8 protein-coding genes are annotated in these 12,460 nt (G+C 76.3%); 3 read left to right on the plus strand and 5 right to left on the minus strand.

Features of this window, described 5'->3' with window-relative positions; genetic code table 11:
* The first annotated feature begins 48 nt into the window (after window positions 1-48).
* Window positions 49-3,402: a WD40 repeat domain-containing serine/threonine-protein kinase gene (locus ACWCSU_RS03000; RefSeq protein WP_449933171.1), complete on the plus strand. Its 3,354-nt coding sequence runs from the start codon at window positions 49-51 to the stop codon at window positions 3,400-3,402.
* A gap of 8 nt (window positions 3,403-3,410) precedes the next feature.
* Here the strand turns inward: ACWCSU_RS03000 and ACWCSU_RS03005 are convergent, their stop codons facing one another.
* The 3 genes from ACWCSU_RS03005 to ACWCSU_RS03015 all read right to left on the minus strand — a co-directional run bounded on the left by ACWCSU_RS03005 (window position 3,411) and on the right by ACWCSU_RS03015 (window position 8,785).
* On the minus strand, window positions 3,411-4,799 hold the full coding sequence (locus ACWCSU_RS03005) for an FAD-dependent monooxygenase (RefSeq protein WP_449933173.1): 1,389 nt from the start codon (window positions 4,797-4,799) through the stop codon (window positions 3,411-3,413).
* 55 nt (window positions 4,800-4,854) lie between these two features.
* Window positions 4,855-7,881, minus strand: coding sequence for an nSTAND1 domain-containing NTPase (locus tag ACWCSU_RS03010; protein ID WP_449933175.1), 3,027 nt, complete (start codon window positions 7,879-7,881; stop codon window positions 4,855-4,857).
* Window positions 7,882-8,002: 121 nt separating this feature from the next.
* The gene (locus ACWCSU_RS03015; protein ID WP_357694691.1) at window positions 8,003-8,785 is read right to left on the minus strand and encodes an SAM-dependent methyltransferase; all 783 of its coding nucleotides are present in this window, start codon (window positions 8,783-8,785) and stop codon (window positions 8,003-8,005) included.
* 98 nt (window positions 8,786-8,883) lie between these two features.
* Here ACWCSU_RS03015 and ACWCSU_RS03020 point away from each other — a divergent pair, with 98 nt between their 5' ends.
* Entirely contained in the window at window positions 8,884-9,492 is a 609-nt protein-coding gene (locus tag ACWCSU_RS03020) for a hypothetical protein (protein ID WP_357694693.1), read from the plus strand.
* A gap of 9 nt (window positions 9,493-9,501) precedes the next feature.
* Here ACWCSU_RS03020 and ACWCSU_RS03025 read toward each other — a convergent pair whose 3' ends face one another.
* On the minus strand, window positions 9,502-10,101 hold the full coding sequence (locus ACWCSU_RS03025) for a TetR/AcrR family transcriptional regulator (RefSeq protein ID WP_357694695.1): 600 nt from the start codon (window positions 10,099-10,101) through the stop codon (window positions 9,502-9,504).
* 72 nt (window positions 10,102-10,173) lie between these two features.
* Here ACWCSU_RS03025 and ACWCSU_RS03030 point away from each other — a divergent pair, with 72 nt between their 5' ends.
* On the plus strand, window positions 10,174-10,977 hold the full coding sequence (locus ACWCSU_RS03030) for a class I SAM-dependent methyltransferase (RefSeq protein ID WP_357694697.1): 804 nt from the start codon (window positions 10,174-10,176) through the stop codon (window positions 10,975-10,977).
* A 27-nt stretch (window positions 10,978-11,004) separates the two neighbouring features.
* On the opposite strand, the gene ACWCSU_RS03035 is transcribed toward ACWCSU_RS03030, so the two are convergent.
* Window positions 11,005-12,444, minus strand: a complete 1,440-nt coding sequence (locus tag ACWCSU_RS03035; protein WP_357694699.1) for a cation:proton antiporter — start codon at window positions 12,442-12,444, stop codon at window positions 11,005-11,007.
* Window positions 12,445-12,460 lie beyond the last annotated feature (16 nt).

Consider the following 12,460-nt stretch of genomic DNA (forward strand, 5'->3'; position numbering starts at 1 on the left):
GGAAAAAATGGTCACAACTTTCCGGACGATCACCGCATCCAACCGTCCGTGAACGTGCTGACCGCCGACGATCCCCAGCGCCTGGGCGGCTACTGGCTCGCCGGACGGCTGGGCGCCGGCGGCCAGGGCGTCGTCTACGAGGCCTACGCCGAGGACGGCGTCCGGGTCGCGATCAAGGTGCTGCACGGCGACGAGGCCGGACGGCTGGCCAAGGAGGCCGAGGCGGCCGGGCGGGTCGCCTCGTTCTGCACGGCCCGCGTGCTCGCCGCCGAGCTGGACGGCCCGCGTCCCTACATCGTCAGCGAGTACGTCGCCGGGCCCAGCCTGCGCCAGGCGATCGCCGCCGGACGCCGCTTCGCGGGCGGCGACCTGCACCGACTGGCCACGGCGGTGGCGACGGCGCTCACCGCCATCCACGAGGCCGGCGTGGTGCACCGCGACCTCAAACCGGACAACGTGCTGCTGGGCCCGGACGGCCCGCGGGTCATCGACTTCGGCATCGCGCGGACGGCCGAGATGTCGCTGACCGCGACCGGTCTGGTGACCGGCACGCCGACGTACATGGCGCCCGAGGTGTTCGGCGGGCAGCGGGCCGGCGCCCCCGCGGACGTGTTCGCCTGGGGCTGCGTCGTCCTGTACGCGGCCACGGGCGCCGACCCGTTCGAGGCCGAGAGCCTGGGCGGGGTGATGCACCGGGTGCTGTCGGCCACCCCCGACCTGGCCGCGCTGCCGGACTCGCTGCGCCCGCTGGTGTCGGCGGCCCTGAGCAAGGAGCCCGGCCGGCGTCCCGAAGCCCGTCAGCTCCTGCTCGCGCTGGTCAGCGGGGACGGCGGGCTCGACACCGCGCGGCTGCTCGAACGCGGGCGACAGGCCGCCCGCGTCGCCGAGGCCGCCGCGGACCCGGCGCTCGGCACGCTGGCCGAGGACTCCTACGCGCTGCTCGCCCCGGCGGAACGGGAGCTGGCGCCCGAGGTGTTCCTGCGCCTGTTCACCGTGGACGCGCAGGGCGAGCTGGCCACCCGGAAGGCCGCCCTGGACGAGCTGGTCGCCGGCAGGCCGGCGGCCGAGACGCCGGCGGTCACCAGGATCCTGGAGGTGTTCGCGTACCTGCTGGGCCGCGACGGGCGCGAGGTCTGGCTCGCCCGTCCGGCCCTGCCGCACGCCTGGCCGCGGCTGCGCCGCTGGATCGAGGCCAACAAGGAGGGGCTGGTCGTCCACGGCCCGATCCTGGCCGCCGTCCGGCGCTGGGACGAGGGCGGCCGCAGGGACGGCGGCCTGTTCCACGGCACGATGCTCGACGACGCCCTGAGCTGGGCCGCGACCGCCCGCCGCGACATCAGGCTGTCCCAGGCCGAGCGCGAGTTCCTGGAGTCCTCGGCGCGGCTGGCCAAGCGGCGGGCCCGCCGCGCCCGGCTCCTGACGCTGAGCCTGGCGGGGCTGCTGGTCGTCGCGCTGGTCGCGGGCGGCCTGGCGATCCAGCAGAGCAGGCTCGCCGCCGCCCGCGCCGACGAGTTGCAGGACCGCCTGATGACGTCGGAGTCCACCCGCCTGGCCGCCCGCGCCGAGGCGACCGGGCGCAGCGATCCCGTGCTCGCCGGGCTGCTCGCCGTGGCCGCCTGGCGGCTGCGGCCCACGCCGCAGGCCAGGGCGGCGATGACCGCCGCGCTCGCGCAGCGCGAGCGCGGCATGTTCCGCGACCCCGCCGCCGCCCGCAGCACCCTGCGGGCGCTGGGCGCCGACGGGCACACGCTGCTCAGCGTCGGCCAGGACCAGGCGCGGCTGTGGGACGTGCGCACGGGCCGCCGCATCGCGCTGATCTCCGGCCTGGGCCTCGGCGGCGGCCCGGTGTCCGACATCGGGCTGTCCCCCTCGGGCCGCACGCTGGTCGCCGCCACCGAGAGCCGCGCCCGCGCGTGGGACGCCCGGACCGGCCGGCCGGTCGGAACCTGGCCGGTTAACCGGGTCAAGGACCTGGTCGAAGGCTGGGAGAACGCCGTCCGCCGGCACGAGGGCCGCAAGGTGATCGTCGAGCCGGACAACAGCGAGCAGTGGACCGTCGCCGACGCCGCCGACCCCGCCGCCAGGCGCGGCACGCTGAGCCCCGACGGCCGGTGGCTGGCCACGTCGGGCGACGGCACCCTGACCCTGACCCAGACGAAGGAGGGCTGGACGGAGGAGATCGGCGAGGGCACGGAAGGCGCCTGGAACAAGGGCGATCCCGTCTTCGACCGCGGCGGACGGCTGCTGGCCACCGTCACCGACGCCACCGTGCAGTTCTGGCGCCTGCCCGACAGCCACCTGCTCAGCGTCGTCCCGGTGCGCGGCGACGGCGAGGCGGGCACCCGTCCGGCCGCCGCCTTCGACGGGACGACCTTCCGCTACCTCGTCGGCGACCAGGTGTTCGCCGTGGACGTCGCCGACCTGCTGAACGAGCCGAGCGAAGGGCCGCCGTACGAGCGGGCCGACCTCGGCGAGGACGGGCTGCACCTCGTCGTGGACGGCACCCTGCGCCAGGTCCAGGGCGGCACGTCCGGCCGCCTGCCCGCCGCGCAGGCGCTCGGCTTCAGCCGCGACGGGCACGACGTCGCGCTGGCGTCCGGCCACGACGTCACCGTCCTGGACACCACGACGCGGAAGCCCGTGGGCGGCTTCCCTGCCGGTACCGGGAAGGCGCAGCCCGAGCTCGTCCGCTTCAGCCCCGACGGCGGCCGGCTCGCGCTCGTGCTCGACGGCCCCGGAAACGGCGAGGACGCGGTCGAGCTCTGGGACTGGCGGGCCCGCCGCCGCCTGTGGAGCACGCGCGTGAGAGGGGTCGTGGACCTGGCGTTCGCGCCCGACGGCGGGCGGCTAGCGGTGACCGGCCTGGACGTCCGCCTGCTGCGGGCATCGGACGGCCGGGCCGCGGGCTCGCCGTTCGGCGTCTTCGGCAAGGACGTCCTGGGCGCCTGGGTGCGCTTCACCCACGCGGGGGACGGGGTGGTCGTGTTCGACTCGCGCGGGCGGTTGAGCACGTGGGACGCGGGCGGCCGGCGGCTGGTCGAGGACACCGAGGGGTTCTCCTTCGCCGGGACGGCGGCGTACTCGCCGGTCGAGGACCTGGTCGCGGCCGACGCCGGGCAGGGCCGCGTCCGCCTGATCGACCCGAGGACCGGCGTCGACCTCGGGCTGTCCGCGGACCCGGGCGGCGGCCTCGACCGCGACGAGGGCGAGCTGCTGTCGGTCGCCTTCACCCCCGACGGGTCGCACGTCCTGACGGTGGACGCCGGCGGGACCATCGGACGCGTCCCGGCCGTCGCCGAACTGGTGGCGCGGACGGTCTGCGCCCGCGCCGGGCGGGCGCTGACCGAGCGGGAATGGCGGACGTACGTGCCCGCGCTGCCCTACCGGCCCGTCTGCGGGTGATCGCGCCGTCACACCAGCGTCAGGTAGCCGGCCAGCTCGGCGGCGGAGTCCGTGGCGATCCCGACGTGGCCGTCCGGGCGCACGAGCGTGTGCCGCACCCCGCCGTACGGCTCGGCCGGGGCGTACGCCCGCACCTCGGGCCCGCCCGGCACGCGGGGCGCCGGGTCCGGTGACAGCAGCGTGAAGTGCGGGCCGCGCAGCAGGTCGAACATGCGCGCCCGGGAGCCGTCGGCCAGCCGCAGCGGCCCGTCGGGCACCCGTTCGCCGCCCGCGCGGGCCAGCGAGCCGCCCCGGTAGCCGACCTGGAGCTGGTAGGTCTCCGCGTCCCGCTTGTACGACTTCCTGTCGTGCAGGTCCGTGCTGAGGCCGAGCACGCGGGCGGCGACCGGGCGGCGCTCCTCCTCGTAGGTGTCCAGCAGCGACGCCGGCCCGCCGGTCAGCGCGCGGGCGAGCTTCCAGCCCAGGTTGTAGGCGTCCTGGACGCCGGTGTTGAGCCCCTGGCCGCCCGCCGGGGAGTGCACGTGGGCGGCGTCCCCGGCCAGGTGGACGCGTCCGGCGCGGTAGGCGTCGGCCAGCCGGATGTTGACCCGGTAGAGGGAGGACCACAGCAGCTCGGTGATGCGGACACCATGGGCACTGCGCAGCATCGAGCGTTCGGCGAAGAGCCGCTGGAAGCCGGCCGGTGTCAGGTCCGGCGTCGCGCCCGGCCTCAGCGGCGCCATGAACTGGAAGCAGTCGGTGCCGGCCATGGGGTAGAGCGCCACCATCCCCCTGCCCGGCCGCACCCAGGCGTGGATGTGCTCCCGGTCCAGTCCCTCGACGCGCACGTCCCCGAGGGCCATGCGCTCCTCCTCGCGGGTCTCGCCGGTGAAGCCGACGCCGAGCGCCTTGCGTACCGTGCTGCGGCCGCCGTCGGCGGCGACCAGGTATCCGGCCCGCAGCGTCGCGCCGGTGCCGAGCCGGGCCGTCACGCCCTCCGCGTCCTGCGCGAAGCCGGTCAGCTCGACGCCGTGCTCGACCTCGCCGCCCAGCTCGGCCAGCCGCTCCCGCAGCACCGCCTCGGTGCGCCACTGCGGGTGCATCCGCACCATCGGGTACGGCACCTCGTCGCTCGCCGCCGCCGGCCTGTGCATGCGGCCCTGGTAGACCGGCAGCCGCCCGATCCTGACCCGGATGGGCGGGTAGGGCGTCGTCCCGGCCAGGACCCGGTCGATGATCCCGAGATCGTCGAAGATCTCCTGCGTGCGCGGTTGCAGGCCCTTGCCCTTGGAGCCCGCCGAGGGCGCCGCCGCCCGCTCGACGACGCGGTGCGCGATCCCGCGCCTGGCCAGCTCCACGGCGAGGGTGAGGCCGGTGGGCCCGGCGCCGACGATGAGCACGTCCGTCCTGTCTGTCATGCGGCGACCGTGCCAGCGGCCGCTGCCGGATCTCTGTCACCGCCCTGCCACGGGGTCACAGGCAGGGCGGACGGTAGGGCAGGTCGTCGAAGTACCGCCGCCACTCGGCCCGCGTGAGCGGCATCCCGGCGGCCTCGCAGACCACCGCCGCCACCGCCTCCGGCCGCAGGTCCCACAGCCGCAGGTCGTGGCCGGCGGCCGAGACGAGGGTGTGGTCGTCGGCGTACAGGACGGTCCCGAGGTCGGGATGGGACAGCACGGCGATCGACCGGCGGGACCGCAGGTCCCACACGCGGGTGGTACGGGAGGCGTCCGTGGTGGCCAGGGCGGCGCCGTCGGGGCTGAACCCGGCGATCCGGACGGTGTCGTCGTGCCCGCGCAGGACCGCCGGACGGGGAACGCGGCGGAGGTCGGCGATCCTCCAGACCCGGGCGGTCCGGTCGTGGCCGGTGCTGACCAGCACGTCGCCCTTGGGGCCGAAGCGCACGGCGGCCACCGCGTCGGCGTGCTCCTCGTGGTGGGCGACCTGGTCGAGGGCGCGGCGGCGCACGTCCCACAGCCGTACGCCGCGGTCGGCGCCACCGCTGGCCAGCCGGCCGCCGTCGGGGCTGAAGTCGAGCGCGCCGACGTCGCCGAAGCCGTCGCGGGCGGCCAGGCGGCGCGGGGGGCCGGTGACGTCCCAGAGCAGCAGCCGCCCGCCGTGGTCGCCCGTCGCCAGGGTGCGGCCGTCGGGGCTGAGCGCGGCGACCGCCAGGCCGCGCACCGGCAGCCGGACGTGCCGGGCCGGGCGGTAGGGGTCGCGGATGTCCCACACGGTCACGGCCACGCCGCGCTCGACGGTGGCCAGGCGGCGGGCGTCGCCGCTCAGGGCCAGACCGGCGGCCCGTGGAACGTTCCAGCGTGACAGCAGCACGCGGTGCCGGGGATCGCGGACGTCCCACAGCGCGCCGCCGCGCGCGCCGGTCGTGGCCATCAGCGTCCGGTCCCGGCTCAGGGCCAGCTCGGTCACCGGGTCGGGCACGCGTACCGGATGGCGCCACTGGTAGAAGGCGCCGGCCGCGGACCCGGTGGCCAGCGCCTGACCGTCGGCGGTGAAGGCGAGGCCGAGCACGCGGTCGGGATGCGGGAACGAGGTGACCTCCGCGCGGGTGGCCAGGCTCCACAGCCGGACCGTGCGGTCGTCGCCCGCGGCGGCCAGGACGGTGCCGTCCGGGCTGAAGGCCAGGGCGCCGGCGGGGTCGCCGTACCGGGTGGGACGGTGGCAGCGCCGAGCGTCCAGGCGGCAGAGCCAGGTGCCGCGGTCGGGGGCGGACCAGGCCAGCGCGCTGCCGTCGGGGCTGATCGCGAGCGCGGCGGGGGCGTCCTGGAGGCCGGTCGCGATCGTGTCGGCGGGGGAGGCGGGGGCCGCCGGGTCCCACAGGCGCACGCTGCCGTCGTCGTGGCCGGTGACCACCGCGTCGTCGCCGACGGCGAAGCGGGTGACCTGGGCGGACGTGCGTACCGGGGGCAGGGGGACCGGCCGGCCGGCCAGCCGCCACCGCCGGACGCCGTGCGCCGCGGCGGCGAGCACCGTGCGGCCGTCCGGGGTGAACGCGGCCGTGGACGCGCCGGGCAGGGCGGCGACGTGCCGGGGGCGGGCCGGGTCCACGACGTTCCACACCTCGACGCCGTCCCGGGTGGCCGCCAGCAGGACGCGGTCCCCGCCGGACGGGCGGAAGGCGAGCGCGCCGACCGGCCCGGCGGTGCGCGGCAGGGTGGCGAGCGGGGTGCGGCGGCGCGAGTCGGCGGCGTCCCACAGCTCGACCACGCCGTTGTCGGCGCCGGTCGCGAGCAGGGCGTGGTCCTGGCTGTAGGCGATCGCGCGCAGGCGGTCGCCGGTGGAGCGCAGCCGGGTGGCGTACGGCTCGGCGGTGTCGAGCAGCGTGCCCCGGGTGCCCGGGGTGTCGGCCAGGCCCTGGGCGGCCACCGCCACCTGCATCGCCAGCGCCGGGTCCGTCGTCCGCAGCGCCCGCGCCTGGGCGGCGGCCCGTTCGGCGAGCGCGGTGACGCGGGCGTCGCTCGCCCGGCCGCTCTTCTGCCACGCCAGCCCGGCCCCCACCCCGGCGACCACGACCAGCACCACCAACGCCACCACCAGCCCCCGCACCCTCCGCCGGACCGGACACCCCCCGCCGCGGGCGGGCGAACCAGGCACCGGACCCGACGGTTCCCCGCCCCCACCCCCCTCCAGGGCCGGGGACGCCTCCACGAGAAGGCCCTCGGTGGGCCGCGCCGTTACGGAGAGGGCGTCGTCGGCAGGCGGTGGTGGTGGTGCGGTGGTGGTGGGGCGGTAGGCGTGGCGGGTGAGGGCGTCGCCGTCGCGGTGGTGCCAGGTGGCGCGCATCGCGTGGGAGAGGCGGGGCAGCGCGTCGGCCGCCGCCGGGGCGTCGTCGCGGGCCCCCAGGTCGTGCAGGATCGTCTCGGTCAGCCCCGGCTCCAGGGACAGGCCCGCGACCCGGGCCGGTCCGATGATCGCGCGGCGCAGCTCGGCGCCGGTCATCGGGCCGAGCGGCAGCGACCGTGCCCGCAACGCCTCCACCAGCGGTGGAAACCCCAGGCACCGCTCGTAGCAGCCGGCCCGCATCCCGATCACCACCGGCAGCCCGCCCGCCGCGAGCCGGCACAGCTCCTCGACGTACGCCGCCCGCTCGCTTTCGGCCCGAGCCGTGAACAGCTCCTCGAACCGGTCGACCACCAGCAGCGCGCACGACTCCACCGGCCGCCCGCCGCCCCCGACCGGCGAGCCCGGCGTACGCCACAACACCCCGGTGCCGCCCCCCGGCAGCGCCCCTTCCAGGACGGCCGGCACCAGCCCAGCCGCCAGCACCGACGTCTTCCCGACCCCGGCCGCCCCGGTCAGCACCACGGGATGGCCGGGACGGCCGGGGTCCGAGAGCAGCCCCACCAGCTCCGACACCACCCGCTCACGCCCGAAGAGCCACCTGGCGTCCCCGGCCGTGAACGGCCCGGAGGGCCAGGGGCACGGATCCCGCGCGCACCGGTCCCGCTCGCTCCCCAGCCCCGCGCCGAACCCGTCGTCCATCCCGCACCGCATCTCGTCACCCAGCGAAGTCGATCGGGGACTCAGGGTACGCGCGCCCGCCAGGCGGCGTACGCCGGTCCGGAAGGCGGCATCCACCGGACCGGTACGAAGCCGGGGAAGATCAGCCCTTGCGGCCGACGCCCGCGTAGTAGACGGCCTCGCGGTCGGCGTACAACGTCTCGGGGACGGGACGCCAGCGCGGCAGCGCCACCACGCCCGGCTCCAGCAGCTCCAGCCCGTCGAAGAAGCTCGTGACCTCGTCCAGGGTGCGCAGCGTCATGGGCGCGCCGCCGCTCTCGTTCCAGTGGCGGACGCCCTCTTCGAGCTGCCTGCCGACGAGCCCGTGGGAGACGGCCAGATGGCTGCCCGGCGCCATCGCGGCCAGCAGTTCGGCGATGATCGAGCGGGCCTGTCCGGTGTCGGGGATGAAGTCCACGACGCCGAGCAGGGTCAGCCCGATCGGCCGGTCGAAGTCGAGATGCTCGGCGGCGGCGGCCAGGATCTTGTCGGGCTCGCGCAGGTCGGCGTCGACGAAGGCGGTCGTGCCCGCGGGGGCGGCCCGCAGCAGCGCCCGCGCGTGGGCCAGGACCATGGGGTCGTTGTCGACGTACACGACGTGGCTGTCGGGGGCGACCGCCTGGGCGACCTGGTGGGTGTTGTCGGCTGTGGGGATGCCGGTGCCGATGTCCAGGAACTGCCGGATGCCCGCCTCCCCGGCCATGTACCGCACCGCGCGGCCGAGGAACTCCCGGTTCGTACGGGCCAGCACCGGCAGGTCGGGCACGGCGGCGAGGATCTGCGCGCTCACCATGCGGTCGATCTCGTAGTTGTCCTTGCCGCCCAGCCACAGGTCGTAGATGCGGGCGGGGCTCGGAACATCGGTGTTCAGCGAACGTTCGCTCATCGCGACGCCTTCCGGACGAAAGGGGGCTATGTGGGAGATCGTAGCCCCAAGATCCTTCCGCGGGCCACGCCCGCCCGGCCGGGTCTAAGGTTCCAGGGGTGAGCCGCCCACCTCTCGCCCATGCCAGGGCCGACGTGCACGTCACCTACCACTGCCTCCTGGTCGGCGAGCCGGGCCGCGACCATCCGGGAACCGTCCCCAACGGGCTGGTCGCCGCCGCACCCGGCGCCGCCGTGATCCGGACGGGCATCCACACCGGCGTCGTGGACGTGACCGTCCGGCTGGCCGAGACCGCGCCGCCCCCCGACCCCGAGGGCTGGGACGAGACCGAGGAGGTGGAGCTCGTCACCTTCACCGGCGAGGTACGCCTGTCCGGCATGATGCACTCCCCGCCGGACGCCCTGCCCGTCCTGACGCCCCAGGGGCCGGGCCGTTACGGCATGCGTGTGCAGGCCCGCGGCCGGGACATCGCCCCCGCCGCGGTGCCGAAGGTGCCGTTCGAGTTCTACCGGGTGACCGTCTGGCCGGTGGAGACCGGGCCGGACGCGGCGGCGAGGCTCGGCGTCGGAGTCGCGGACGAGACGGGACTGCCCGACAAGTCGTCGGAGATCCAGCGGTGGGCGCGCGAGCACAACAATCCGCAGACCGAGCGCGGTCGCCTGGCCTCGGGCCGGGACCAGCGGCCCGCGTCGCCGACACCGGCGTGAGGCGGGGGGTCAGAGCAGGCGGCGTTGTACCGCGTCGGCGATGGCCGTGGTCACGATCCACTCGACGGCGGTGGCGCCGGGCGGGTCGCCCTCGCTGCCGGCGAACAGCAGGTGGCCGCTGCCGATCAGGGTGAGCGCGAGGGCGTCGACGTCGGCGTCGACCGCGATGCGGCCCATCTCGCGCTCGGCGGTCAGGTAGGCGGCGATCATGGTCGTGGCCTCGGCCAGGAGCGGGATGCCCGACGACCCTGCCTGGCGCAGGCGGGCGCGCAGGCCGTCGCGGGAGATGACGAGGCCGACGACGGCCACGGCGACCGACCCGAACAGCTCCAGCAGCGCGAGGGTGAGGTTCCCGGCGACGGTGCCGGTGCCGGCGCTCTCGCGCAGGGCGGCGGACTGGGCCTCGACGCGGCGGATGCGGTCGGTCACCAGGTCGGCGAGGAAGGCGTCGAAGTCGGCGAAGTGGCGGTGGAGCACACCCTTGGCGCAGCCCGCCTCGGTGGTGACCGCCCGGCTGGTCAGAGCGTTGGGGCCGTCTCGGAGCAGGACGCGCTCGGCGGCGTCGAAGAGCTGCTCGCGTACGTCGCGGAGGGCTACGCCTGTGGGCACCGGGCCGGTCTCCTTCGTTCGCGAATCCCGTTCAGCGTAGACGAGTGGGCACATGCCCACTAGAGTGGGCGCATGCCCACTAACAGCTCCGAGAACGAGCCGCACCGCCATCGGGGGATGGCCGAGTCCTTCGGCGCGGACGCCGACCGCTACGACCGCACCCGCCCCCGCTACCCCGAGGAGATGATCGCCGGGATCGCCGCCGCCGCCCCCGGCCCGGACGTCCTCGACGTCGGCATCGGCACCGGCATCGCGGCCCGCCAGTTCCAGGCGGCCGGCTGCCGGGTGTCCGGCGTGGACGTCGACGCCCGCATGGCCGAGCTGGCCCGGCGCGACGGCATCGAGGTGGAGGTGTCCGCCTTCGAGTCCTGGGACCCGGCCGGGCGCACGTTCGACGCGGTCGTCGCCGGCCAGACCTGGCACTGGATCGACCCGGTCGCGGGCGCGGACAAGGCGGCCCGGGTGCTGCGGCCCGGCGGCGTGCTGGCGCTGTTCTGGAACGTCTTCCAGCCCCCGGACGTCCTGCGCGACGCCTTCGCCGAGGTCTACCGCCGCATCCTGCCCGACCTGCCGGCGCTCGGCCAGGCCGGTCCGGCGGTGGACCTGTACTCGTCGCTGCTCGACAAGATCACCGACGGCGTACGCGCGGCGGACGCGTTCGGCGAGCCCGAGCGCCGGCAGTACGCATGGGAGCGCGTCTACACCCGGGACGAGTGGCTGGAGCAGGTGCCCACGCACGGCCCGGCCACCGGGTTGCCGCCGGAGCGGCGCCGCGAACTGCTGGAGGGCGTCGGGGCCGCGATCGACGCGGTCGGCGGCGCCTTCACCGTCCACTACGACGTCCTGGTGCTCACCGCAGTTCGGAGGGCCGGGTAGCCGCCGCTGCCCGGCACGGTGGCCGGTTCAGGCCGGTTGCGGCGTCCGCGGCTCGGCCCTGGCCGGGGCGTAGAGGCCGAGCCGGCGCAGGGCCGGCGCCGTCATCATGGTGGTGACCAGGGCCATCAGCACGAGCACCGTGAACGTGCCGGGCGCGATCAGCCCCATGCCGAGCCCGGTGCTCAGCACGACGATCTCGGTGACGCCGCGGGCGTTCATCAGCACGCCGAGCCCGAGCGCGAGCCGTCCCGGCATGCCGCCCGCCCAGGCGATCACCCCGGCCGCCCCCAGCTTGCCGAGGACGGCGGCCACCAGCAGCACCGCCCCGCCCAGCAGCACCGCCGGGTGGCCGAAGGCCAGATGCACGTCGGTGCGCAGCCCGATCGAGGCGAAGAACACCGGCAGCAGCATCGCGCGGTTGAGCGAGCCGAGGCGTTCGGGCACCGCGCCGAGCACGGGCGCCTCCCGGGGGAAGGCGACCCCCGCCAGCAGCGCCCCGAAGATCGCGTGCACGCCGATGGCGTCGGTCGCCGCGGCCAGGGCGAAGATCAGGCCCAGGACGAGCGCGAGCGCGGCGGGGGCGGGCAGCCGCCGGTCGGCGTGCCGGGCCGCCAGGGCGGCGAGCGCGGGACGTACGGCGAGGGTCACGGCGAGCACCAGGGCGGCGGCCAGCGCCAGCGAGGTCAGGACGCCCGCCGGGGAGCCGGCGTGGGCGAGGGCGATCACCGCGGCCAGCGCGCACCAGGCGAGCACGTCGGCCAGCCCCGCGCAGAGGATCGCCAGCGAGCCCAGCCGGGTGACGGTCAGCCCGGCCTCCTGGAGGATCCTGGCCAGCACGGGGAACGCGGTGACGCTGAGCGCGGTCCCGACGAACAGCACGAACGCCGTGCCCGACGCCGACGGCCCGGCCAGCGCGTCGGCGAACGGGAGCGCCGCGACGGTCCCCAGGGCGAAGGGCACGGCCATCATGGCCAGCGCGGCGACGCCCACGACGGTGCGCTGCCGGCCGAGGGCGGCCGGGTCGAACTCCCGTCCCACCGTGAACATGAAGATCGCCAGCCCGGTCTGGGCCAGCAGTTCGAGCTGCGGCGCCACCCAGCCGGGCAGGATCAGCGCGGACACCCCCGGCGCCAGCGAGCCCAGCGCCGACGGCCCGAGCAGCAGCCCCGCCACCATCTGCCCCACCACGGACGGCTGGCCCGCCCGGCGCGCCAGGACGCCGCCCAGCGAGGCCAGCCCGCCGATGACCGCCACCGCGAGGAACAGGCGCAGGATCGACTGGGCGGGCGGCACTCCGGCGTGCGCGGCCGGCGCCGCCGGATGCCCCGGTTCCTGCGCGCCCGGCCCGAACACGAGCAGGAGTGACACGCCGGCCACGGCGATCAGCAGCAGCGCGACCGCCAGGCCCCGGGCCGGGAGGGGCAGCAGGGCCTGTTCGGTGTCGTCGAGCGGGTCGTCTCCGCGCATGGTCGCACCTTCCTGC

Source organism: Nonomuraea sp. NPDC001699 (genome assembly GCF_053596455.1).